The sequence below is a fragment of the Catenulispora sp. MAP12-49 genome (assembly GCF_041262705.1).
Lineage (GTDB): Bacteria > Actinomycetota > Actinomycetes > Streptomycetales > Catenulisporaceae > Catenulispora.
This window is the reverse complement of sequence record NZ_JBGCCP010000002.1, coordinates 69,343-92,661: the sequence shown is the minus strand read 5'-3', so window position 1 is coordinate 92,661 and position 23,319 is coordinate 69,343. Positions and strand designations below refer to the sequence as shown.

The window sequence follows — 23,319 nt, the reverse complement described above, 5'->3', positions numbered from 1 at the left end:
CCGTAGTCCTCTAGTCCTCCCCGAAGTCCTGGCGGGTCTTGAGGTCCTCCTCGGTGATCTCGCGCAGGACCCGGCACGGGGTCCCGACCGCCACCGTCATCGGCGGGACGTCGCGGCTGACCACGCTGCCGGCGCCGATGACCGAGCCGTAGCCGATGCGCACACCCGGCAGCACGACCGCGTTGCTGCCGATCCACACCTTGTCCTCGATGACGATCGGCTCGGAGAACCGGCCGAAGTCGGCGCGGCGCGCCGGGTGCACCGGGTGTCCGGTGGTCGTCAGGGTCACGCTGGGGGCGATCATCACGCCGTGCCCGATCCGGATGTCGACGTCGTCGACGAACGTCAGGTTCACGTTGCCGAAGAAGTCGTCCCCGAGGTGCACGTTGCTGCCGAACCCGGCGTGGAACGGCGGCAGCAGCACCGTGCGTTCGCCGACCGAGCCGACGATCGCCTCGAGCAGCGCCCGGCGTCTGTCCGGGTCGCTCGGCGGGGTGTGGTTGTACTCGAATATCTCCTCGGTGCGGCGCTGCGGGGCCTGGAAGGCGGCTTCGGTCTCGGTGTAGACCAGGCCGAGCCGGATGCGTTCCAGGACTTTCTCACGGTTTTGAGACACTTCCGAGTGCTCCGTTCCTTTCGAGCATTGACTCTCTTTGGCAAGGCTCGCATATTCCACGATGGGGAGCTGGCCGCACGACAGATGCGGCAACAGCCCGAACTTCCACCACCTGGAGGCGATATGAACGATCGTGTTCCCCCTCCCATCGCGAGATTCCTCAGGCGCTCCGGCGCCCGGATCGCGGCGCTCGGCGCCGCGTTCGCCCTGGTCCTGGCAGTCACCACACCGGCGGGCGCCGAGACCGCGGGCGCAGCCGTGGCTCCCGGGGCCCGGCCGGCCCTGGCCCCGATCGTCCCGTTCGGGTGCGCGAAGATCATCGCGGGCCAGGCACACTGCCTGGGACGGGGACGGCTGGCGCCGAACACGTCCGGGAGCCCGACCAGTTCCGGGCTGAAGCCCTCGGACCTGATATCCGCGTACAAGCTCAGCGGCACCACCGGGAACGGGCGCACCGTGGCCGTCGTCGACGCCTTCGACGACCCCAACGCCGCCTCCGACCTCGCGGCCTACCGCAGCGCGTACAGCCTGCCGGCGTGCACCGCGGCCAGCGGCTGCTTCAAGAAGGTGAACGGCAGCGGCCAGACCTCGCCGCTGCCGTCGGCGGACTACGGCTGGGCCGAGGAGGAGAGCCTGGACCTGGACATGGTCTCGGCGATCTGCCCGAGCTGCCACATCCTGCTGGTGGAGGCCGCGGGCGCGGACACCACGTCCCTGACCACCGCCGAGGACACCGCGGCGACGGCAGCCGGCGTGGCCTCGGTCTCCAACAGCTGGGGCGCGGCTGAGGACAGCTCCACCCTGGCCGCCGACTCGCACTTCGACCACCAGGGCGTGGCGATCACCGCCAGCTCCGGCGACAGCGGCTACGGCGTGAGCTGGCCGGCGTCCTCGCAGTACGTCACGGCCGTCGGCGGCACCAGCCTGAGCACCGCCTCCAACGCCCGCGGCTGGACCGAGACCGCGTGGTCCAGCGCCGGCAGCGGCTGCTCGACGCAGGAGCCGAAGCCGGCCTGGCAGACGGACACCGGATGCACGCACCGCACGGTCGCGGACGTCTCCGCGGTCGCCGACCCGAACACCGGCGTGGCCGTCTACGACACCGCGAACAGCTGCGGCAGCAGCTCCTGGTGCGACCTCCTGCTGGCCCTCGGCCTGGCCACCGGCGCCGACGGCTGGGTACAGGTCGGCGGCACCAGCGCCTCCTCGCCGATCATCGCCTCGGTCTACGCCCTGGCCGGCAACACCGGCTCGACCCACTACGGCCAGCAGCCCTACCTGAACCCCGGCTCGCTGTTCGACGTGACCAGCGGCTCCAACGGCACCTGCACGCCCACGTACCTGTGCACCGCCGGCGCCGGCTACGACGGCCCGACGGGGCTGGGGACGCCGAACGGTACTGGAGCGTTCTGATACCGCCGGCACGATAAACACCGCACGATCACCACGATGCCGCTCCGGCCCCGAGCCGGAGCGGCATTTTCGTGTGCGAGATGGCGGCGCGTCGGTCGATTCCTGTGTGGCGAAAGCGGCACCACACCCGGCAGCTCGACAGGGCAGGGAACGACGACGGCGGTGGCGGTGGCGGTGGCGGTGGCGGTGGCGGTGGCGGTGGCGGTGATCGAAGCGAGCGCTGCCCGGAGTCCAGTCCGTTCAGAACCCCCGAGCCAGCCGGTAATAAGCCTGATTCCACCGCTGCTCCCGCGCGAACTGCCGCACCCGGGTCTCGGCGTCGATCACCAGCAGCTCGACGCCGACGATCTCGGCGAGGTCGCGCAGCACCTCGGTGCTCAGCGCCGAGGAGTACACGGTGTGGTGCGGCGCCCCGGCGATCAGCCAGGCCTCGGCCGAGGTGCGCAGGTCCGGCCTCGGCGCCCAGACGGCGCGCGCCACCGGCAGGTTCGGCAGCGGCGCGGGCGGGGCGACGGTGTCGATCTCGTTGGCCACCAGCCGGAACCGGTCGCCGAGGTCGGCCAGGCCGGCCACGAAGGCCGGCCCCGGGGCGGCGTCGAAGACCAGGCGGACCGGGTCCTCGCGGCCGCCGATGGACAGCGGGTGCAGCTCCAGCTTCGGCCGCGCGGCGGCGATCGAGGGGCAGACCTCGAGCATGTGCGCGCCGAGGACCAGGCCGGGCTCGTCGTCCAGGTGGTAGGTGTAGTCCTCCATGAAGGAGGTGCCGCCGGGCAGGCCGACCGCCGCGGCCTTCAGGGCCCGCAGCAGGACCGCCGTCTTCCAGTCGCCCTCGCCGCCGAAGCCGTAGCCGTCGGCCATCAGGCGCTGCACGGCCAGCCCCGGGAGCTGGCGCAGCGCGCCGAGGTCCTCGAAGTTCGTGGTGAAGGCCTGGAATCCGCCCTCGGTGAGGAACTGCCGCAGGCCCGCCTCGATGCGGGCCCCGTAACGCAGCGAGTCGTGGCGCTCGCCGCCGGGCAGCAGCTCGGGGGCGACGTCGTAGAGGTCTGAGTATTCGGCGACGAGCGCGTCCACCGCGTCTCCCGGCGCCTGCTCGACCGCCTCGGCCAGCGCGTTGACGCCGTAGCCGTTCACCGACACCCCGAAGGTCAGCTCGGCCTCGACCTTGTCGCCCTCGGTGACCGCGACGTCCCGCATGTTGTCGCCGAACCGCGCCAGGCGCAGCGAACGCAGGGCGGACGCGGCCAGGGCGGCGCGGGCCCAGTCGCCGACGCGCGCGGCGACCGTGGGGTCGGACACGTGCCCGAACACGGTCTTGCGCGCGACGCCGAGCCGGGTCTGGACGTGCCCGAACTCCCGGTCGCCGTGCGCGGCCTGGTTCAGGTTCATGAAGTCCATGTCGATGCTGTCCCACGGCAGCGCGCGGTTGGCCTGGGTGTGCAGGTGCAGCAGCGGCTTGCGCAGCGCGTCGAGGCCGGCGATCCACATCTTGGCCGGGGAGAACGTGTGCATCCAGGCGATCACGCCCACGCAGTCGTCGTCCGCGTCGGCCTCCAGCATCACGCGCCGGATGGCGGCGCTGTCGGTGAGCACCGGACGCCAGAGGACCGGCACGGGTATCGCCCCGCCCGCGCCGAGCGTCACGGCGACCTCGCGGGACTGCTCGGCGACCTGCCGCAGCGTGTCCTCGCCGTACATGCCCTGCGAACCGGTGAGGAACCAGATCTGCGCGGTCATCCCTTTACGTCCTTCTTTGAGGAGGCCTGTGAGACGGACCGGTCCGAGGACTGGCCGTAGACGTTCTGATAACGGTCGTACAGCGAGGCGATGTCCTGCTCCTCGATCGGCTGCGGACGGCCGTGCGCGCGAGCGAGGTGAACCGTACGGGCCACGTCCTCGGTCATCACCGCGGCCTTCACAGCGGCCTTGGCGTCCTTGCCGATGGCGAACACCCCGTGGTTGCGCATGAGCACGGCCGGGGAGTTGCTGCCGGCCAGCGTCTCGACGATGCCGTGGCCGATCGAGTCGTCGCCGATCAGCGCGAACGGCCCGACCGGGATCTCGCCGCCGAACTCGTCGGCCATCGCGGTCAGCACGCATGGCACGGCCTCGCCGCGCGCGGCCCAGGCCGAGGCGTAGGTGGAGTGGGTGTGCACGACGCCGCCGACCTCGGGCATGTGCCGGTAGACGTAGGCGTGCGCGGCGGTGTCGGAGGACGGGGACAGGTCGCCCTCGACGACCTTCCCGTCCAGATCGCAGACGATCATGTTCGCCGGCGTCAGCTCGTCGTAGGAGACCCCTGACGGCTTGATGACCAGCAGGTCCTCACCGGGGACGCGCGCGGAGACGTTGCCGGCGGTCCACACCACGAGCTGGTAGCGGACCAGCTCGGCGTGCAGGTCGCAGACCTCTTGGCGGATCCGGGCTATGTCAGGGCTGCTCACTGGGCTGCTTCTTTCTCATCCGGGCCGGTTTCGGAAGCAAGGGCGGCGTTGCGGATCCTGCGCAGCCGATGCAGCGCTCCCCCGCTTTCACGGAACGTGTCGTGCAGCGCGCGGTACTCGGCGAACAGCACGTCGTAGGCATCGGCGCGCGCCGGGTCGGGAACGTAGGCGGCAACCTGGACAGCACCCATCGCCTCAGCGGCGGCCGAGACGTCCGGATAAGCGCCGGCGGCGACAGCGGCGTGGATCGCCGAGCCGAGCGCAGGAGCCTGCTCGGAGATCGCCACCGAGACCGGGCGCCGCAGGATGTCGGCGTAGAGCTGCATCAGGAAGCTGTTCTGCTTCAATCCGCCGGCCACCACGAACTCCTCGACTCCCACGCCTCCAGCTTCAAAAGCCTCCACGATGACCCGGGTCCCGAAGGCGGTGGCCTCCAGCAGCGCGCGGTAGACCTCCTCCGGGCGGGTGGCCAGGGTCAGGCCGACGATCACGCCGGACAGGTCGTGGTCGACCAGGATCGAGCGGTTGCCGCCCATCCAGTCCAGGGCGATCAGGCCGTGGCCGCCGACCGGCTGGTCCTCGGCGGCCGCGGTGAGCGCGTCGTGGTCGCGGCCGGTGAGCCGGGTCCACCAGGCGAAGATGTCGCCGACCGCGCTCTGCCCGGCCTCGTAGCCGAAGTAGCCGGCGCTGATGCCGCCGTCGACGACCCCGCAGATGCCCGGGACGTCGGCCAGGACCGTGCTGTTGAGGACGTGGCAGGTGGAGGTGCCCATTATGGCCAGCAGCTTGCCGGGGTCGACGGCGCGCGCCGCCGGAGCGGTGACGTGCGCGTCGACGTTGCCGGCGGCCACCGCGACGCCCTCGGGCAGCCCGGTCCACTCGGCGGCGCGGGCGCTCAGTCCGCCGACGCGGGAGCCGAGGGCGGCCAGCCCGCCGGGGTGGTCCAGGCGGGTGGCCGCGAAGTCGGCGAAGCGCGGGTCCAGGGCGGCCAGGAAGTCGGCGGAGGGATAGGAGCCGTCCTGGAAGATGCCCTTGTAGCCGGCGGTGCAGGCGTTGCGTGACTCCGAGCCGGTCAGCTCCCAGACGATCCAGTCGGCGGCCTCGATCCAGCGTTCGCAGCGTTCGTAGATCTGCGGCGCCTCCTGGAGCACCTGCAACGCCTTGGCGAACTCCCACTCCGAGGACTGCTTGCCGCCGTAGCGCGGGGCCCAGCTCTCGCCGCGTTCGGCGGCCAAGGTGTTGATCGCGTCAGCCTGGCCCTGGGCGGCGTGGTGCTTCCAGAGCTTCGGCCAGGCATGGGGCTGTGCGGCCAGGTCTTCGAGTTCGCACAGCGGGGTGCCGTCGGCCAGCGCCGGCAGCACGGTGCAGGCGGTGAAGTCGGTGGCGACGCCGATGACGGCGGCCGGGTCCACTCCCCCGGCGGCCAGGGCCGCCGGCACCGCGCCGCGCAGCACCTCGCGCCAGTCCTCAGGGTTCTGCAACGCCCAGTCCGGCGGCAGCGGGCCGGTGCCGTCGGGCAGGCGGTCGTCGATGACGCCGTGCCGGTACTGGACGACCGCGCTGCCCATCTCCTTCCCGTCGGCGACGCGCACCACGACGGCGCGCCCCGACAGGGTCCCGAAGTCGACGCCCACGACGAACTGCTGCTGGATGTCAGCGGTAATGTTAGCGGTAACATCATTCATGGCCGGACGCGATCCCTCCGCGGTTTCTCAGTACGCTGGCTGGTTGATTGTCTTATGCGCGGCGCGCAGTGCTGCGTCGCACTACGAGCTCGGTGGGGATGACCGCCGCGGCCGGCGCGGCCGGGGCGACGGAGGCCCCGATCTGGTCCAGCAGCAGCGCCATGCTGCGCCGGCCCAGCGCCGCGAAGTCCTGGCGCACCGTGGTCAGCGGCGGGGTGAAGAACGCCGCCTCCGGGATGTCGTCGTACCCGATGACGCTCACCTCCTCCGGCACCCGCCGCCCGGCCTCGTGCAGGGCCAGCAGGACGCCCAGGGCGATGTGGTCGTTGGCCGCGAACACCGCGCTCACCGTCGGATCGGCGGCCAGCACCTTGCCCCGCTCGTAGCCGGAGGCCGCGCTCCAGTCCCCGGCGAGCGGCTCCGGAACCGGCGCCCCGGCCTTGGCCAGCGCGTCGCGCCAGGCGCGCTCGCGCTCGCGGGCCTCGTGCCAGTCGCCAGGACCGGCCAGGTGGTGCACCGTGGTGTGGCCCAGGTCCAGCAGGTGCCGGACCGCGGCCAGCGGGCCCTCGTACTGGTCTATGGTCGCGTTGGCCACGGTCTGCGCCGTGGACAGCGCGACCACCGGCAGCATCGCGGGCAGGTGGCGGACCACCTGGTCGGCCGGGACGTGGCCGGGGATCAGGATGATGCCGTCCACGCCCTGCCCGCGCAGCCGGTCGGCGGCCTCGGCCACCGAGCGGCGGCTGGGCGAGGCCAGGCCGACCACCGAGACGAAGTAGTCGGCGTCGCGGGCGCTGGACTCGATCGCGCTGACCATCGAGGCCGGCCCGAACAGCGTGGTGTCGAAGCTGACCACGCCGACGGTGCGCGAGGAGCCGGTGGCCAGGGCGCGCGCTATGGCGTTGGGCCGGAAGTCCAGCTGCGCCGCCGCGGCCAGCACCTTGGCCCGGGTCTCGGCGCTGACCCGCGGGTGGTCCTTGAACACCCGGGACACCGTCTGGTGCGAGACCCCGGCCAGCTCGGCCACGTCGCGCAGCCCCGGCCGGCCGCCGCCGCGCGCCGTCTCGGCCGTGCGCACCCGCTCCTTGGTCACTTGGCTGTTCTCCTCGTCGTCATGCCCGTCCCCGTCACCCGTCGCCCGCCGTTCGCCGCCCGCCGTTCGCGCAGCCTATCGAGCCGTCCCGGCCCGACGCTTGGCCCACACGTCGAAGGCCACCGCGGCCAGCAGGATCAGACCCTTGACCAGCATGACGCGTTCGCTGGGCTCGCCGAGCAGCGACATGCCGTTGTTGATGACGCCCATGATCAGGCCGCCGGTGATCGCCCCGACCACCTTGCCGACGCCGCCGGTGACGGCCGCGCCGCCGATGAACGCCGCGGCGATGGCGTCGAGCTCGAAGTTGGTCCCGGCGGTGGGACCGGCCTGGTTCAGCCGGCCGGCGAAGACGACGCCGGCGATCGCCGCCAGCACGCCCATGTTCACGAAGATCCAGAACGTGACCTTCTTGACCTTCACCCCGGACAGCACCGCGGCCTGGGCGTTGCCGCCGATGGCGTAGATGTGCCGGCCGAACACCGTGCGCGAGGCGACCAGGCTGTAGCCCAGGACCAGGACCGTGAGCAGCACCAGCACCCACGGCAGGTTCTTGTAGCGGGCCAGCTGCACGATGACGCCCAGCACCACGAACGCCATCAGCGCCATCTTCCCGGCGAACAGCGCCACCGACTCGGCCTGCTGGCCGTAGCGCAGCTTGGCCGTTCGCGCCCGCCACTGCGAGGCGACCGCGGCGAGCACCGCGACCACGCCGATGACCAGCGTGAACAGGTCGGCGCCGCCGAGCGTGCCGAGCCCGACGTTGCCCAGGACGCTCCCGAGGAAGCCGGTGGACAGGGTCCGCACCTGGTCCGGGAACGGGCCGATGCCCTGGTTGCCCAGCACCGTCATGGTCAGGGCCCGGAAGACCAGCATGCCGGCCAGTGTCACGATGAACGCCGGCAGCCCGAAGTAGGCGACCCAGTAGCCCTGGAAGGCGCCGATCGCGGCGCCGGCGATCAGGGTGATCAGCAGCGCCAGCGGCCAGGACATGTGGTGGTTCACCATCAGCACCGCGGCTATCGCGCCGGTGACCGCGACCACGGATCCGGCCGACAGGTCGATGTGCCCGGCGATGATGACCAGGATCATCCCGATCGCCAGGATCAGGATGTAGGAGTTCTGGACGATCAGGTTGGAGACGTTCTCCGGCGTCAGCAGCAGGCCGTGGGTCATGATGTCGAAGATCACGACGATCGCGGCGAAGGCCAGGTAGATGCCGCTGGCCCGGAGGTTGACCTGGAACCGGCGGGGCGCGCCGGCGCCGGGAGGAGCCGCCAGCTCCGTGGTGCTCGCAGGAGCGATGCTGCTCATCACTGATCACTTTCTTGCTCGGTGTCGTGCCCGGTGTCGTTCCGGGTGTCGTGCCGGGTGTCGTGCTCGTCGAAGGATTCGGCCACGGCCTCCGGCTCGGACTGCGGCGTCGGCTCCGGCACGGTCAGCAGTTCCTCGGCCGTGACGTCCGCATCCATCAGCGACTCGGTGGTCATCAGGGTCATGAGCCGCTCGGGGGAGGCCTGGGCCCGGTCCAGCACGCCGGTGATCCGGCCGGCCGACATCGCGTAGACGCGGTCGCAGATGCCCAGCAGCTCGGGCAGCTCGCTGGAGATGACCAGCACCGCCTTGCCGGCGTCGGCCAGCCGGTTGACGATCGTGTAGATCTCGAACTTGGCGCCGACGTCGATGCCGCGCGTGGGCTCGTCCAGGATCAGCACGTCGGGGTCGGCGAACATCCACTTGGACAGCACGACCTTCTGCTGGTTGCCGCCGGAGAGCTTCCCGGTCACCGCGGTCACCGCCGGGGCCTTGATGTTCATCTCCGCCCGGTAGCCGTCGGCGACCTTGTACTCCTCGCGCGGGTCGACCAGGCCGGCCTTGGCCAGCTTGGGCAGCGCGGCGGCGGAGATGTTGCGCTTGATGTCGTCGATGAGGTTCAGGCCGTAGCGCTTGCGGTCCTCGGTGGCGTAGCCGATGCCGTGCGCGATGGCGTCGTCGACGCTGCGCACCCGGATCGGCTGGCCGTCCTTGACCAGCCGGCCGGAGATATCCACGCCGTAGCTGCGGCCGAACACGCTCATCGCCAACTCGGTCCGCCCGGCGCCCATCAACCCGGCCAGGCCGGTGATCTCCCCGCGGCGCAGCGTCAGGTTCGCGCCGTCCACGACCTTGCGGCCGCGCTGGGTCGGGGAGAACACGGTCCAGTCCTCGATCCGCAGCACCTCCTCGCCGATGGTCGGTGTGTGCTCCGGGTAGCGGTGCTCCAGGTCGCGGCCGACCATGCCGGTGATGATGCGATCCTGCGACACCGCCTGGGTGTGGAAGTCCAGGGTCTCGATGGTCCGGCCGTCGCGCAGGATGGTCACCGCGTCGGAGACCGCCTCGATCTCGTTGAGCTTGTGGGAGATGATGACGCAGGTCACGCCCTCGGCCTGGAGCCCGCGCAGCAGGTCCAGCAGGTGCTCGGAGTCGTCGTCGTTCAACGCGGCCGTCGGCTCGTCCAGGATCAGCAGGCGCACCTTCTTCGACAGCGCCTTGGCGATCTCGACCAGCTGCTGCTTCCCGACGCCGAGGTCGGAGACCCGGGCGGTCGGGTTCTCCTTCAGCCCGACCCGCGCCAGCAGCTCGGCGGCCTCGGCGTTGGTCCGGTGCCAGTCGATCAGGCCCCGCCGCACCCGCTCGTTGCCGAGGAAGATGTTCTCGGCGATCGACAGGTGCGGGGACAGCGCCAGCTCCTGGTGGATGATGACGATGCCGCGGGCCTCGCTGTCCCGGATCCCGCCGAACTCGCACGGCTGCCCGTCGAAGGCGATCTCCCCGTCGTAGCTCCCGTGCGGGTAGACGCCGGACAGGACCTTCATCAGCGTCGACTTGCCGGCGCCGTTCTCCCCGCAGATCGCGTGGATCCGGCCCCGCTGGACCTCCAGGTTCACGTCCTGCAGGGCCTTCACTCCGGGGAACGTCTTGGTGATCCCCGCCATTCTCAGGATGACGTCGTCCATGGCCGGCTCTAGGACAGCTGCGCGGCGGTGTAGTAGCCGCTGTCGATCAGGACGTGCTGGTAGTTGTCCTTGTAGACGGTGTCGAAGTCCAGGACCTCGGTCGGCACGACCTTGGAGCCGTTGTTGTAGTCGGTGCTGTTGGTCGGCACCGGCTGGCCCTTGAGCACCTCGTCGGTCATGGAGACGGCGAGCGCGGCGAGCTTGCGGGTGTCCTTCCAGACCGTCGCGTACTGCTCCCCGGCGATGATCGACTTCACCGACGCGACCTCGGCGTCCTGCCCGGTGACGATCGGATAGGGCTGCCCGGTGGTCCCGTATCCGGCGGACTTCAGCGCGGACAGGATGCCGATCGACAGGCCGTCGTACGGCGAGAGCACACCCTGCACCTTCGCCCCGGAGGAGTACGTCTTGGTGATCAGGTCCTCCATGCGCTTCTGCGCGGTCGCCGGATCCCAGCGCAGGATGGCGACGGTGTTGAAGTCCTTCTCACCGCTCTTGATGACGAGCTTGCCGCTGTCGAGGTAGGGCTTGAGCGTGTCCATGGCGCCGCGGAAGAAGAACGGCGCGTTGTTGTCGTCGGGAGAGCCGGCGAAGACCTCGATGTTGACCGGACCGGCCGGCGGAGCGGCGGCGTCGGAACCGTCCTCCTTCTTGAAGCCCAGGCCCACCAGCAGCGACGTCGCCTGCTGCACACCGACCTTGTAGTTGTCGAAGCTGGCGTAGTAGTCGACGTCCGCCGACTTCATGAGCAGCCGGTCGTAGGCGATGACCTTGATGCCCTTGTCATGGGCTTCCTGCAGCTGGTTGCTCAGCGCGGTCCCGTCGATGGAGGCGACGATGAGAACCTTCGCCCCCATCGAGATCTGGTTCTCGATCTGGTTGGCCTGAGTCGGAATGTCGTTGTTGGCGTACTCCAGGTCGACCTTGTAGCCGAGCTTCTCAAGGCCCGCCTTCACATTGTCGCCGTCATGGATCCACCGCTCCGAGGAGCGCGTGGGCATCGTGACGCCGACCAGGCCGCCGGCGGCCGACCCGCCGCCGGCCGCGGCCTTGTCCGCGGTCTTGGTCGAGGACCCGCACGCCGCGAGCGTCGCGGCGAGGGTCAGGCCGGTGACGGCGGCGGCGATCTTGCTGAGGTTCACGTCGCTCCTGGGGCTAGGTGGGGGTGGTTCGGGATGGTTCGTGATGGTGCCGGGTGAGTCGCCGCCGTCGACGACGGCTTCGTGAGACGAGAGTGTTACCGGTAACTCAAAGGCTGTCAAGGGTGGGGCCGGATTGGGGATGTCAGGTGGGACGGGGCTGGTTACGGGATCGTGTTATCGCTAACATTCGGCGGGCGACTGGCGGCCCTGGACTCACCGCCGCGCCCCCGACTCGTGGCGACGACGCCCCTGCGCCCACCTCAACGCGCGCGGCCACGGCCCGAGCTCTCGCCGAGGGCCCTGACCAGGCCGCCATCGGCGATCCGCCCTAGAAGACAGAGCCTTGATAAAGTAGGCGTCCGGCCACGCGCCGCGAGTACTATGCACAGTAATAGTAGTACTCACCGATTAATAGGCGGATCGTGGGATATCTGCGGGAATTGCACGGCATCCCGCTCTACGCTTGCGTCCGCGGACGACGACATCAACCCTTTGCGACGCTCCCCCCACCGGGTTCGAGCCCGCTTCGCCATGCCGACAAGAAGGCGAGCACACCATGCTGGGCATTCATTCCGGACTTCATCGCGGCATCGCGGGCTTCTCGGCTCCCGCGACGCGGATGATCCTCGCCAACGGCGGGTTGACCACGCCGCTGTTGGAGGCGGTCGCCGGATGCGAGCTCACGACGCAGGTGGACAGCTGCGTCCTGGTCGACGCCGCGGAACTGCGCGAGGAGCCGCGGGATGCCTTGACCGCCGACGGTTCCGGGCCGCGGGCGTTCTGGCTCCGGCACTCCCGTCTGCTCACGGACACCGGCGAGCCGGTCTCGGAGAACATCGTGACGGCGCGGTCCGACCTCGATCCGGCCATCGACCACGCGGTCCAGGACGCCGAGAACCCCATCGGCTACGCCATGGCCGAAGCAGGGCTCGCGCTCACCCGCCGCACGCTGCACGTCGGCAGCACGGCCTGGCCCCACAGCGGCGCGTCCCGCGAACAGTGCGCTACGAAGTCCTACCTCCTGGAGCTCTCAGGACTCCCGGCTCTGCACATTCAGGAGCTGTACAGTCCGGCGTTCTTTCCGTCGGCTTCGTGAACCGGATCGTCTATGTCCCCGCCATCATGCAGGACGAGTGAACCCCGGGTCCTTCCGACACGCCGCTACAAACCGGCATAACCAAGAAATAGTTACCTTCGTGGCACGGTCCGACTCAGCGCGCCGCCGAGCCCGCACCTGCGCCCGCGCCCGCCTCCAAGCCCGCGCGATCGAGCCACGGCCTGGCCCCCGGCCCGGTCGGATGCGTGCCGGTGACCGCCATGACCAGCGAGTACACGCTCGTCTCGGCCGCGATGAACAGCCGGTTCCGCTTCGCGCCGCCCCAACTGATGTTGGCGACGGTCTCCGGGACGATGAGCCGCCCGAGCAGCGTGCCGTCCGGGTCGTAGCAGTGCACGCCGTCACCCATGGCCGCGGCCCACAAGCGGCCGCCGTCGTCGAACCGGAGGTTGTCGAAACGTGCGCCGACGCGCGCCGCGGCCTCGGCGAAGACCTCGCCCTCCGACAGGCTGCCGTCGGGGCGTACGTCGAAGACCCGGATGCAGCCGCCGCGCGTGTCGGAGACGAACAGCTGCCGCTCGTCGGCGGAGAAGACCAGGCCGTTGGGGGCGCCGAAGCCCTCGGCGGCCAGTTCGACGGCGCCGGTGTGCGGGTCGATGCGGTAGACGTTGTTCGCGCCTGTCTCGCTGTCCGCGCGGTAGCCCTCGTAGTCGCTGGTGATGCCGAAGTCGGGATCCGAGAAGTAGATCGCGCCGTCGGACCGCACCGCCGCGTCGTTCGGGCTGTTCAGGCGCTTGCCGTCCCAGCGGTCGGCGAGCACGGTGATCGTGCCGTCGTGCTCGGTGCGGGTGACCCGGCGGTTGCCCTGCTCGCAGGTGATCAGCCGGCCCTGGCGGTCCAGGGTGTTGCCGTTGGGGTGGCCGGCCCGCTCGCGGAAGACGCTGACCGCGCCGGAGGCCTCGTCCCAGCGCAGCATCCGGTCGTTCGGGATGTCGCTCCAGATCAGCTGCCGCCACGCGGGCAGGTAGATCGGGCCCTCCACCCAGCGTCCGCCGGAGAAGATCACCTCGAAGCCGGCGTCGCCGTTCATGCACCGTCCCGTGCCGAACCGGTCGTCGAAGGCCTCGAACCGCACCGGATACTCGACAGCCATGAGAACACCCCTCCACTCGAACTGAACTGTATCCTGCATTGAGCCTAGATGGCCAAACCAGATATGGTCAAAGGCGAGTGAGATCGAAGGAGAATGAGTTGGATCATATCGACCGGCAGCTCCTGGCCCGCCTCCAGGAGGACGCCACCGAGTCCTACGCCGCCCTCGGCCAGGCCGTGGGCCTGTCCGCCGGGGCCGCCCACGAGCGCGTCCGCAAGCTGCGCGAGCGCGGGGTGATCCGCCGCACCGCCGCCGACGTGGACCCGGCGGCGATCGGCGGCGCGGTGCTGGCCTACGTCTCGATCGACTCCACCGCCTGGATGGGAGACTCCGGCGATCAGTTCGCTGCGATCCCGGAGATCGTGGAGGCGCACATCATCGCGGGCAGCGCGACGGTGCTGGCGAAGGTCAGGACCGCGACGACCGAACAGCTCCAGGACGTGCTGCGCCGCCTCTACACGGTCGACGGGGTGAGCAAGACGCAGGCCACGGTGGTCCTGGAGACGTTCTTCGAGCGGCCGGTGTCACCATTGGTCGCTGAATAGCGCCTAGGTTCAGGGCTCAGGCCACTGACTCTCCAGGAACGCCTTGAACCGCTCCGCCGCCGGCGCCGGCACCTGATCGGTCCGCCACGTCAGCCCGACCGTGCGGCGTGCGGCCGGCGTGGTGAGCGCGATGGCGATGGTGCCGCTCACCCCGGCCAGCTGCTCGGGGATCACCGCGACGCCGAGTCCGGCGGCGACCAGGCCCTCGATCGTCGACAGGTCGGCGCTCTCGAACGAGATCCGCGGCACGACCCCCGCCTCGGCCAACAGCCCGTCCAGCAGCGTCCGGAACCCGAAGCCGACGGGGGTCATCACCAGTTCCTCGTCGGCGAGCTCGCTGAGCGCGACGCGCTTGCGCTCGCGCAGGCGGTGCGTCGGCGGAACCGCCAGGACCAGCCGTTCGCGGTGCAGCGGCAGCCAGCCGAAGTCGCCGGTCGGCCGCGGGAAGGTCACCGCGAGCTCGGCGGCGCCGGTGCGCAGATCGGCCAGGATCGCGTGCCCGGGCTCCTGGCTCAGCAGGACCCGGACACCCGGCGCGTGCTCGTGGAACGCCCGCAGGATCTGCGGGACCAGCGAGGTGCCCATCGAGTCCAGGAAGGCCAGGCGGACCACGCCGACGTCGGGATCCAGCCGCGCCGACAGCTCGGTGGTGAGCTGCTCGTAGCGCGCGAGCAGGTCCCGGGCCGCGGCCACGACCAGGTCGCCGTTCGGGTTCGGCGCGACACCGTCCGGCGCGCGCTCGAACAGCCGGGTCCCCAGTTCGGCCTCCACCCGGGCCAGCGCGCGCGACAGCGTCGGCTGGCTGACGCCCAGGATCGCGGCGGTGTCGGTCATGTGCCGGTGGTCGGCCAGGGCGACGAACCAGCTGAGGTCACGCAGCAGCACACGGTCCACGATACGCACCTCGATACGGATCACGCATCGAGAAGCCCCGTTTGCTTCATTGGACGCATGATGTCGGCGGCGCCACGATCGTGAAGTGACCACAGTCGAAGTCCGGGGACCGCTGGAGCACCAGGGACACCTGCCCGGCACCACGGAATACCGCCGCGTCCTGACCGCCCTGTTCGCCGCCGGCATCGCCACCTTCGTCCTGCTCTACGACACCCAGGCCCTGCTCCCCGACCTGGTCCACGCCTTCCACGTCTCCCCGGCCGAGAGCACCCTGAGCGTCTCGGCGACCACCGTCGGCCTGGCGCTGGCGCTGCTGGTCTTCGGCCCGCTGTCCGAGGCGCTGGGCCGCACGGTCCTGATCCGCTTCTCCATGGCCGCCTCGGCCGTCCTGGCGATCGTCTGCGCGCTGGCTCCCACCTGGGACTCGCTGATCGCGGCGCGCCTGCTGGCCGGGGTGGCCCTCGCGGGCCTGCCGGCGGTGGCCACCGCCTATCTGCGCGAGGAGATGCATCCCTCGGCGCAGGCCCGCGCCGCCGGCCTGTACATCGGCGGCACCGCGATCGGCGGGATGGCGGCGCGGCTGGTGACCGCGCCGATCGCCGAGGCGGCCGGGTGGCGGTGGGCGCTGCTGGCCGCGGCGGCTCTGTCCACGGTCTGCGCCGTCGTCGTCGCGGTCACCCTGCCGCCGTCGCGGCACTTCGTGCCGACGCGGCTGCGGGGCCGGACCGTGTTGGCCATGCAGCGCCGGGCCCTGGCGGACCCGGCGCTGCTGGCGCTGTACGCGCTCGGTGCCTGTGCGGTCGGCGCGCTGGTCGCGGTGTTCAACGCCGTGGGGTTCCGGCTCACCGCCGCGCCGTTCCACCTGGGGGTCGGGCTGGTCAGCCTGATATTCCTGACGTACTCGCTGGGGACGGTCAGCTCCACGGTGTCCGGGCGGCTGGCCGACCGGCTGGGGCGCCGGGCGATCGCGCCGTTCGGCTGCGCGGTCGCCTTCGGCGGGGTGCTGCTGACGCTGACCGGCTCGCTGCCGGTGGTCGTCCTCGGGATCGCGGCGCTGACCGTCGGGTTCTTCTGCGTGCACGGCCTGGCCAGCGACTGGGTCACGGCGCGGTCGCACGCGTCGGGAGCCAGCCCCAGCCAGGCCGCGGCGTTCTATCTGTTCTCGTACTACGCCGGCTCCTCGGTGTTCGGGAGCCTGGGCGGCCGGGCCTGGTCGGCCGACGGCTGGCCCGGGGTGGTCACGGTAGCGGGCTCGCTGCTGGGGATCGCGGGATTGCTGGCGCTGGCACTGCGTCGGATCCCGGCGCTGGCCGCACGTTGAGCACCGGGAGCCCGACCCCGCCGCCGAGGTGGTTGAACACCAGGTTCAGGGTGAAGGCGGCCACCACCGCGATGGTGATCGGGCTGCCGAAGACGATCTGGGCCCAGTCCGGGAACCTCTCGAAGAAGATCGAGTTCCCGAAGCGGTCCATGGCGTAGGCCGGGAGCAGCGACAGGCCCAGCGAGGTGGCCACGACCAGCAGGTTGTGGTTGCCGGCGAACTCGACCTTCTTCAGCGTCTGGATGCCCACGGCGGTGACCGTCGCGAACATCACCAGCGCCGCGCCGCCGACCACGAACTCCGGCACGGCCGCCACGAACGCGCCGACCTTCGGCACCACGCCCATCACCACCAGCATGGCGCCGGTGACCGCGGTGACCCAGCGGGACCGCACGCCGGTCATCTGGACCAGGCCCACGTTCTCGGCGAACAGCGTGTCGGGGAAGGAGTTCATGGAGCCGCCCAGCAGCGCCGACAGGCCGTCGGCGGCCAGGCCCCGGGTGATGTCCGAGCCGGTGAGCTCCTTGCCGGTCATCTCGGCGACCGCGATCATGTCGGCGGTGGACTCGGTGTAGGTGACCAGCATGACGATGCACATCGAGATGACCGCCGCGGCGTCGAAGCGCGGCGCGCCGAAGTGGAAGGGCGCCGCGAAGCCGAGCCAGTCGGCGTGGCCGACGCCGGACAGGTCCCAGGAACGCGTGCGCGTGGTCCCGGACCAGCTGTGCGTGAACAGCGCCAGCAGGCTGCCGGCGACGATGGCCAGCAGCGGGGCGATCTGGCCGAGGAAGCCGCGCAGCGTGCGGGCCAGGATCAGGATGCCGAAGACCACCGCGAAGGCGACCATGATGTGCGAGACCTGGCCGTAGTGCGGGTCCTCGGTGTCGTGCCCGGCGATCATCGCCGCGGCCGGCCCGATCAGCGAGAGCCCGATGACGGTGATGACGATCCCGGCCACCAGCGGCGGGAAGAACCGGATCACCTTGGCGAACGGCTTGGCGATCAGCAGGCCGAACACCCCGGAGCACAGCATCGCGCCGTAGACGTAGGGCAGGCCCTTCTCCCCGCCGAACTTCGCGGCGATGGTGATCATCGGCGGGATGACGGTGAACGTGGCGCCGGCGACCACCGGCAGCCGTACACCGAACAGCTTGCCGACGCCGACCGCCTGGATCAGCGTGGCGATCCCGGCGACCAGCAGGTCGGCGTTCACCAGCAGGGCGACGGTGGCGGAGCTGAGCTTGAGGGCGCCGCCGACGACGAACGGGACGGCGATCGCACCGGCGTACATGATGAACAGGTGCTGTAGGCCCAGGACGGTGAGCCGGGGCGCCGGCAGGACCTCGTCGACGGGATGGACCGATGTGCTCATGGAGGGGCTCCCTTGGCGTGACGGGCGTGAGGGGTTTATCGCTGAGCCGCGGTTTCTGGAACGGGGAGCAAAGCCGACATCCGTTCCGGGCGAGTATTTCGTGAGCCGTTAACCCATTGGATGGAAAGCTAGTCCGCCGTCTGACGACCGGTCAACGAGAGTCATCGAGTTTTTCGATAGTGGAGCAGAATTCGTACTTTCCCACAGTGCAGTTCCCTGCGAAAAGCGAAATGGGCATGGCGATAGCCTCGCCGTCGAATTCCTTACGGCGAGGGAATGCCATACCCGGTGGATTCGTGCTACGCGTGGTCCGCCCAGCGTGTGCGGACGGCGGCCAGGCCGGCGTCGGTGAGGCTGCCGAAGGCGCGCAGGCGTGCCACTCCCCCGTCGGGACGTACCTCCAGGCGCAGATGCGTCACGGGACGCGCGTCCTGGATGCGGAACCGGTGCTTGTAGTCCGGGAGCATCCGGGTCTGGCCGATCACCTCGAACCAGTCCGACCCGGCTTCCTGGCCCGGCCGATCGGCCCCAAGCAGGACGACGCGGTCCGGGGCGTTGCCCTTGTAGTTGGCGGTGTCGATCTCGATCAGCGCCGGAACGCCCTGAGCCACCAGCCGGACCTCGATCCAGTCGCCGTCGGCGTCGCGGCGGCGTGCGGTCTCCCAGCCCTCTCCCATGACGCGCGACTCGGCCGGCTTGATGAGGTTCTCCGGCGCGGAGAAGAACATGTTGGACGCGGCGACGATGCGCGCGCCGTTGGTCAGGGCGGCGAGGTCGACCGGGATGCCGTCGAGGAAGGCGGGGTCGGGGACGGCTTCGCCGTGGACCCGGAAGCGCGCGATGCCGCCGTCGGGGATCATGGCCAGGCGCACGTGCGTGTACCTGCGCTCGGCCCCGGGTCCTTCGACGGCGAAGTGGTGCGCGCAGTCCCCGGACAGCGCGCTGGTGGGGACGATCTCGGTCCATTCGGCGGCCAGTAGCTCCGCCGGGGTCGGGAAGCCGGGAACGCCGGCCGCTTCGACCCGGGCGAACGGCGGATAGTTGCCGACGAAGAAGGCGGTGTCGACGGTCACGCCGCGGATCACGCCGGGCAGGCCGAGCCGCACGATCGCCGAGTCGTGCTCGGTACCCTCCACGCCGGGCCCGCCGGGGCGCCTTCGGCGGGTCTCCCAGCCGTCGACGATCTGGCCCTTGTGGCCGAAGGTGGACGGAGAGAACGTCGGCGCCTCCGGCCGGATCAGCGTCTCCTTCTCGCCGAAGAACTCGTCGTTGGCCCAGACCACGGCGCCCCCGACGTCCCGGGCGGCGAGGTCGGTCAGCTGGGTGAAGGACGGGGTGTCGCTCATCGGGCCTCCGAGGGCGTGAGGAATCGTCCGCGCGGGGCTTCGGTGACCGGCTCGCCGCGCAGATAGGTGGCACGCACGACGCCGTGCAGTTCGCGGCCGGCGTAGGGCGTGACGGGGTTCTTGTGGTGCAGGGCCGCCGGATCGACGGTGAAGGCGGCCTCGGGGTCGAAGGCCACCAGATCGGCATCGCAGCCCACGGCGATGCGGCCCTTGGCCGACAGCCCGGCCAGCTCGGCGGGCCGGGTGGCCATCCAGCGCGCGACGTCGGCCAGCTCGAACCCGCGTGCCCGCGCGCCGGTCCACACCGCCGGCAGCCCCAGTTGCAGCGAGGAGATGCCGCCCCAGGCCGCGGCGAAGTCGCCGGAGTCCAGGCGCTTGAGGTCGGGGGTGGAGGGCGAGTGATCGGACGCGACGATATCGATCACGCCGCTCCCGAGTGCCTGCCACAACGCCTCGCGGTCCTGGCTCCCGCGGATCGGCGGACAGCACTTGAACTGCGTGGCGCCGTCGTCGATCTCGGCGGCGCTGAAGGTGAGATAGTGCGGGCAGGTCTCGGCGGTGACGCGCACGCCGGCGGCCTTCGCGGCGGCCAGTCGCGGCACGGCCTCGGCGGCGGCCAGATGCAGGATGTGGACGCGGGCCTTGTGGGCCCGGGCGGCGTCGATGACGGCGGCGATGGCGCTGTCTTCCGCGGCCGGCGGACGCGAGGCGAGGAAATCGCGATAGCGGGTACTGGACGGCGCGCCACGCAGGATGTCGGCGTTTTCGGCATGGACGATGAGAAGGCCGTCGAACCGGGCGATCTCGCGCAATGCCTCATGCATTTCCTGGACGGTCAGCGCGGGGAACTCCTCGACGCCGGAATCCGCCAGGAAGCACTTGAATCCGAACACTCCTTTGTCGTGCAGAGACCGCAGCGCGGCGGTATTTCCGGGGACCGCGCCGCCCCAGAATCCGATATCGATGACGCACTTCCCGTCGGCCGCCTTGCGCTTGACGGCCAGCGCGGGCCCGTCGACGGTCGGCGGGATGGAGTTGAGCGGCATGTCGATCAGCGTGGTGACACCGCCGGCCGCCGCCGCCCGCGTCGCCGAGGCGAAGCCCTCCCAGCGGGTACGGCCGGGCTCGTTGACGTGGACGTGCGTGTCGACCAGGCCCGGCAGCAGCGCGGTGTCGGCGAGGTCGAGCTCGACGCGCGCGTCGAAGGCGGCCCGGTGCTCGGCGACGGCGGCGATGCGGCCCCGGCGCACGGCCACAGCGGCGGGGCGGACGCCGTCGGGCAGGACGGCGCGGGTGGAGCGCAGGACGAGGTCGTAGGACGGGGACGGGCTCTGTTTGGTCATCAAGCCGCTCCGGTCAGGGTGGCGACGAGCAGACCGGCGGCAAGCTGCTCCAGGAGCGGCCCGGCCTCGAGGATGCAGCGGTCGAGGTCGGGCTCGATGTCGGCGAGCGCATAGGCGGCCCGGATGCCTGCGGCTTCGAGCTCGGCGGGAGTCAAGGTGCAGACCCCGGCGACGGCGATGACCGGAATGCCGCCGCGGGCGGCGGCACGCGCGACCCCGGCGGGGGCCTTGCCGCGCAGGGATTGCGCGTCGAGGGAACCCTCGCCGGTGATGACCAGGCGCGCGCCGGCGGCTTTGGCGGGGAAGTCGGCGAGGTCCAGAACGATGTCGATGCCGGGTTCGAGGCGCGCGCCGAGCAACGCGAGGGCTGCGAAGCCGATGCCGCCTGCCGCACCTGCTCCAGGTACTCGGGCAAAATCGGCATCGCTTGTGGAGATGGAGATGACTTTTGCCCAATTCGCGAGCCCGGCGTCCAGCAGCGCCACATCCTCGGCCGTCGCCCCCTTCTGCGGCCCGTAGATCGCCGCCGCGCCGTTCGGGCCGAGCAGCGGGTTGTCTACATCGCAGGCCACGATCAGCTCCCCGATCGCGGCCAGCCCTGTCAGATCCACCCGAACCAGCCGCGTCAGCGCAGCCCCACCCGGCGACAGCTCCTCGCCGTCCGCATCCAACAACCTCGCCCCCAGCGCCTGCGCCAGCCCCGCTCCCCCATCGGTGCAGGCGCTGCCGCCGAGGCCGAGGATGATGCGCGTGCACCCCGCGTCCAGCGCGGCACGGATCAGCTCCCCGGTCCCGTACGAGCTCGCCGACAGCGGCGCCGCCTCACCGCGCGGCAGCCGGCGCAGTCCCGAGGCCTCGGCGACCTCGATCACCGCCGTCTCGCCACGAACGGCGAAGTCCACCTCGATCGGGACACCGGTCGGGCCGGTGGCGCGGGTCAGAACCCTGGCGAAGCCCGCCTCGACCGCGGCGTCGACCGTGCCCTCGCCGCCATCGGCGACCGGAACGGTGCGGATGCCCAGGCCCGGGACCGCGCGCCGCAGGCCGGCCGCCAGGTGCGCGGTGGCCTCGGCGGCGGTCAGCGAGCCCTTGAACTTGTCCGTGGCCAGAAGAACATGGCCCGCGCTGGACACCGTGCTCACACCAACTGCTCGGCAGGCAGTGCTTCGGCCAGTGCTTCCGACAGCGCCTCGGGCAGCGGCTCGAACTCGCGCACCGCGTCGATCGCGGGGCCGTGCGGGGTGTTGGCGTCGCGCTCGATCATGATCTCCACCAGCACCGGCCGGCTGGTGGCCGCCGCCTGCTTGCGGGCCCATTCCAGGGCCGGGCGGATCTCGTCAGGGGCGAACACGCGACGTCCCGAGCATCCGTAGGCCTCCATGATCTTGACGTTGTCGGTGCCGTAGTCGTCGTAGTGGATGTCGACCTGGTAGTTCATCTCGTAGCCGATCGAGGCCTGGCGGATCAGGCCCAGGTACTCGTTGTTCAGCATGATCAGGACGAACGGGATGTCGTACTGCGCGCCGACCGCCAGCTCCTCCACCAGGAAGTGGAAGCCGTAGTCGCCGACGATGCCGACGACCTCGGCGTCCGGCTCGGTGTGCCGCAGCGCCGTCTTCACCCCGATCGCCGCCGGGATCTCCCAGCCCAGCGGGCCGGCCTGGCCGCAGACCTGGTAGCGGCGCGGCTGGTACGCCTTCTGATGCTGGCCGCCCCAGATCTGGTACAGGCCGATCGCGGTCACGAAGTAGGTCGAGGGGTCGAAGATCTCGTTGATCTCCTTGTAGACCCGCGGCGCCTTGATCGGCACGGAGTCGAAGTCCTCGCGCCGGGTCAGCGAGGTCTTGAGCGAGGCCACCCGGGAGGTCCACCCGGCCGGCCCGCGTCCGCCGACGCCTCGCGCCTTGGCCGCCGCCAGCAGCGAGCGCAGGAACAGCTTCGCGTCCGAGACGATGCCCAGGTCGGGCTCGAAGACCCGGCCCAGCTGCGTGGACTCGATGTCGACGTGGATGAACTTGCGGTCGCCCCGGTACACGTCCAGCGTGCCGGTGTGGCGGTCGCCGAAGCGGGCGCCGACGGCGAGCACGAGGTCTGATTCCAGGAACGAGGCGTTGCCGTAGCGCTGTGAGGTCTGCACGCCGGTCATGCCCGCGTACAGCGGGTCATCCTCGTCCACCGCGCCCTTGCCCATCAGCGTCACCTGCACCGGGATCCCCAGGTAGGCGACCAGCTCGCGCAGCTCCGGCGCCGCCTCTGCGATGATCACGCCGCCGCCGGCCAGGATCAGCGGACGCTCGGCGGCCAGCAGCATGTCCAGCGCCTTCTCCACGCGCGGCGCGTGCGGCTCCACGGCGGGCACCGGCAGCGGCGCGTCGAGCGCCCCGTCGTACTCGATGAACTGCTTGGCGACGTCCAGCGGGATGTCGACCAGCACCGGGCCGGGCCGCCCGGAGCGGGCGATGCGGAACGCCTCGCGGAAGATCCACGGCCCGGTCGCCGCCTCCTTGATCTGCACCGCCCACTTCGTCACCGGCGTGGCGATGCCGACGATGTCGACCGCCTGGAACGCCTCCTTGTCCAGCGCCGTGGAGACGGCCTGGCCGGTGATGACGATCATCGGGATCGAGTCGGCCATCGCCGTGTACAGGCCGGTGACCATGTTGGTGCCGGCCGGACCGGAGGTGCCGATGGCCACGCCGACCCGGCCGTTGGTCCGGGCCCAGCCGTCGGCCATGTGCGTGGCGCCCTCCTCGTGGCGCACGATCAGGTGGTCGATGCCGCCTTCCTCCTCCATCGCCTTGTACAGCGGCAGGATCGCGGCCCCGGGGCAGCCGAAGGCGGCATCGACGCCCTCGGACTTCAACACCTGCACCACCGCGTTCATCACGGGCATCTTCAT

At 70.7% G+C, this 23,319-nt stretch carries 19 protein-coding genes; 4 read left to right on the top strand and 15 right to left on the bottom strand.

What is annotated here, in order from left to right; genetic code table 11:
* Positions 1-10: 10 nt before the first annotated feature.
* Positions 11-616: a sugar O-acetyltransferase gene (locus ABIA35_RS04560; protein WP_370356814.1), complete on the bottom strand. Its 606-nt coding sequence runs from the start codon at positions 614-616 to the stop codon at positions 11-13.
* Between the two features lie 123 nt (positions 617-739).
* Here ABIA35_RS04560 and ABIA35_RS04555 point away from each other — a divergent pair, with 123 nt between their 5' ends.
* Positions 740-2,029, top strand: a complete 1,290-nt coding sequence (locus ABIA35_RS04555; protein ID WP_370356812.1) for a peptidase S8 — start codon at positions 740-742, stop codon at positions 2,027-2,029.
* 240 nt (positions 2,030-2,269) lie between these two features.
* Here ABIA35_RS04555 and araA read toward each other — a convergent pair whose 3' ends face one another.
* The 7 genes from araA to chvE form a co-directional block, all read right to left on the bottom strand.
* Positions 2,270-3,763: an L-arabinose isomerase gene (araA, locus tag ABIA35_RS04550; RefSeq protein WP_370356810.1), complete on the bottom strand. Its 1,494-nt coding sequence runs from the start codon at positions 3,761-3,763 to the stop codon at positions 2,270-2,272.
* A complete protein-coding gene (locus tag ABIA35_RS04545; protein ID WP_370356809.1) occupies positions 3,760-4,470 on the bottom strand; it encodes an L-ribulose-5-phosphate 4-epimerase in 711 nt (236 codons plus the stop codon). The genes araA and ABIA35_RS04545 overlap by 4 nt, the downstream gene beginning before the upstream one ends.
* Positions 4,467-6,155 carry a ribulokinase gene (locus tag ABIA35_RS04540; RefSeq protein WP_370356807.1) on the bottom strand — a complete coding sequence of 563 codons (1,689 nt, stop codon included), beginning with the start codon at positions 6,153-6,155 and terminating at the stop codon, positions 4,467-4,469. The genes ABIA35_RS04545 and ABIA35_RS04540 overlap by 4 nt, the downstream gene beginning before the upstream one ends.
* Positions 6,156-6,207: 52 nt before the next feature.
* A complete protein-coding gene (locus ABIA35_RS04535; RefSeq protein ID WP_370356805.1) occupies positions 6,208-7,248 on the bottom strand; it encodes a LacI family DNA-binding transcriptional regulator in 1,041 nt (346 codons plus the stop codon).
* 75 nt (positions 7,249-7,323) lie between these two features.
* Positions 7,324-8,562: a multiple monosaccharide ABC transporter permease gene (gene mmsB, locus ABIA35_RS04530; protein WP_370356803.1), complete on the bottom strand. Its 1,239-nt coding sequence runs from the start codon at positions 8,560-8,562 to the stop codon at positions 7,324-7,326.
* The gene (gene mmsA / locus ABIA35_RS04525) at positions 8,562-10,247 is read right to left on the bottom strand and encodes a multiple monosaccharide ABC transporter ATP-binding protein (RefSeq protein WP_370356801.1); all 1,686 of its coding nucleotides are present in this window, start codon (positions 10,245-10,247) and stop codon (positions 8,562-8,564) included. Before mmsA ends, mmsB begins: the two co-directional genes overlap by 1 nt.
* Before the next feature lie 8 nt (positions 10,248-10,255).
* Positions 10,256-11,389 carry a multiple monosaccharide ABC transporter substrate-binding protein gene (gene chvE / locus ABIA35_RS04520; RefSeq protein ID WP_370356799.1) on the bottom strand — a complete coding sequence of 378 codons (1,134 nt, stop codon included), beginning with the start codon at positions 11,387-11,389 and terminating at the stop codon, positions 10,256-10,258.
* A 556-nt stretch (positions 11,390-11,945) separates the two neighbouring features.
* Between chvE and ABIA35_RS04515 the strand changes: the two genes are divergently transcribed.
* The gene (locus tag ABIA35_RS04515; RefSeq protein WP_370356797.1) at positions 11,946-12,485 is read left to right on the top strand and encodes a hypothetical protein; all 540 of its coding nucleotides are present in this window, start codon (positions 11,946-11,948) and stop codon (positions 12,483-12,485) included.
* A gap of 115 nt (positions 12,486-12,600) precedes the next feature.
* On the opposite strand, the gene ABIA35_RS04510 is transcribed toward ABIA35_RS04515, so the two are convergent.
* Positions 12,601-13,599, bottom strand: coding sequence for an SMP-30/gluconolactonase/LRE family protein (locus ABIA35_RS04510; RefSeq protein ID WP_370356795.1), 999 nt, complete (start codon positions 13,597-13,599; stop codon positions 12,601-12,603).
* A 98-nt stretch (positions 13,600-13,697) separates the two neighbouring features.
* On the opposite strand from ABIA35_RS04510, the gene ABIA35_RS04505 reads away from it, so the two are divergent.
* Positions 13,698-14,144, top strand: coding sequence for an Lrp/AsnC family transcriptional regulator (locus tag ABIA35_RS04505; protein ID WP_370356793.1), 447 nt, complete (start codon positions 13,698-13,700; stop codon positions 14,142-14,144).
* Positions 14,145-14,153: 9 nt separating this feature from the next.
* On the opposite strand, the gene ABIA35_RS04500 is transcribed toward ABIA35_RS04505, so the two are convergent.
* Positions 14,154-15,038 carry a LysR family transcriptional regulator gene (locus ABIA35_RS04500; RefSeq protein ID WP_370356791.1) on the bottom strand — a complete coding sequence of 295 codons (885 nt, stop codon included), beginning with the start codon at positions 15,036-15,038 and terminating at the stop codon, positions 14,154-14,156.
* An 85-nt stretch (positions 15,039-15,123) separates the two neighbouring features.
* Between ABIA35_RS04500 and ABIA35_RS04495 the strand changes: the two genes are divergently transcribed.
* Positions 15,124-16,359 carry an MFS transporter gene (locus tag ABIA35_RS04495; RefSeq protein WP_370356789.1) on the top strand — a complete coding sequence of 412 codons (1,236 nt, stop codon included), beginning with the start codon at positions 15,124-15,126 and terminating at the stop codon, positions 16,357-16,359.
* On the opposite strand, the gene ABIA35_RS04490 is transcribed toward ABIA35_RS04495, so the two are convergent.
* From ABIA35_RS04490 to gcl, 5 genes are all read right to left on the bottom strand, one after another.
* Positions 16,277-17,731, bottom strand: coding sequence for a nucleobase:cation symporter-2 family protein (locus ABIA35_RS04490; RefSeq protein ID WP_370356787.1), 1,455 nt, complete (start codon positions 17,729-17,731; stop codon positions 16,277-16,279). The genes ABIA35_RS04495 and ABIA35_RS04490 overlap by 83 nt on opposite strands.
* A gap of 299 nt (positions 17,732-18,030) precedes the next feature.
* Positions 18,031-19,077 carry an allantoicase gene (alc, locus tag ABIA35_RS04485; RefSeq protein WP_370356785.1) on the bottom strand — a complete coding sequence of 349 codons (1,047 nt, stop codon included), beginning with the start codon at positions 19,075-19,077 and terminating at the stop codon, positions 18,031-18,033.
* On the bottom strand, positions 19,074-20,420 hold the full coding sequence (gene allB / locus ABIA35_RS04480) for an allantoinase AllB (RefSeq protein WP_370356783.1): 1,347 nt from the start codon (positions 20,418-20,420) through the stop codon (positions 19,074-19,076). Before allB ends, alc begins: the two co-directional genes overlap by 4 nt.
* Entirely contained in the window at positions 20,420-21,562 is a 1,143-nt protein-coding gene (locus tag ABIA35_RS04475) for a glycerate kinase (RefSeq protein WP_370356781.1), read from the bottom strand. Before ABIA35_RS04475 ends, allB begins: the two co-directional genes overlap by 1 nt.
* Complete coding sequence (gcl, locus tag ABIA35_RS04470; RefSeq protein ID WP_370357388.1) at positions 21,559-23,313, bottom strand: glyoxylate carboligase; 1,755 nt, start codon at positions 23,311-23,313, stop codon at positions 21,559-21,561. Before gcl ends, ABIA35_RS04475 begins: the two co-directional genes overlap by 4 nt.
* Between the last annotated feature and the right edge of the window lie 6 nt (positions 23,314-23,319).

What these genes read in the sequence shown, in the direction of transcription:
- ABIA35_RS04555 (WP_370356812.1), top strand. Translation starts at nt 740, where the DNA reads ATGAACGATCGTGTTCCCCCTCCCATCGCGAGATTCCTCAGGCGCTCC.
- araA (WP_370356810.1), bottom strand. Translation starts at nt 3,763, where the DNA reads ATGACCGCGCAGATCTGGTTCCTCACCGGTTCGCAGGGCATGTACGGC.
- ABIA35_RS04540 (WP_370356807.1), bottom strand. Translation starts at nt 6,155, where the DNA reads ATGAATGATGTTACCGCTAACATTACCGCTGACATCCAGCAGCAGTTC.
- mmsB (WP_370356803.1), bottom strand. Translation starts at nt 8,562, where the DNA reads ATGAGCAGCATCGCTCCTGCGAGCACCACGGAGCTGGCGGCTCCTCCC.
- mmsA (WP_370356801.1), bottom strand. Translation starts at nt 10,247, where the DNA reads ATGGACGACGTCATCCTGAGAATGGCGGGGATCACCAAGACGTTCCCC.
- ABIA35_RS04515 (WP_370356797.1), top strand. Translation starts at nt 11,946, where the DNA reads ATGCTGGGCATTCATTCCGGACTTCATCGCGGCATCGCGGGCTTCTCG.
- ABIA35_RS04510 (WP_370356795.1), bottom strand. Translation starts at nt 13,599, where the DNA reads ATGGCTGTCGAGTATCCGGTGCGGTTCGAGGCCTTCGACGACCGGTTC.
- ABIA35_RS04490 (WP_370356787.1), bottom strand. Translation starts at nt 17,731, where the DNA reads ATGAGCACATCGGTCCATCCCGTCGACGAGGTCCTGCCGGCGCCCCGG.
- alc (WP_370356785.1), bottom strand. Translation starts at nt 19,077, where the DNA reads ATGAGCGACACCCCGTCCTTCACCCAGCTGACCGACCTCGCCGCCCGG.
- allB (WP_370356783.1), bottom strand. Translation starts at nt 20,420, where the DNA reads ATGACCAAACAGAGCCCGTCCCCGTCCTACGACCTCGTCCTGCGCTCC.
- gcl (WP_370357388.1), bottom strand. Translation starts at nt 23,313, where the DNA reads ATGCCCGTGATGAACGCGGTGGTGCAGGTGTTGAAGTCCGAGGGCGTC.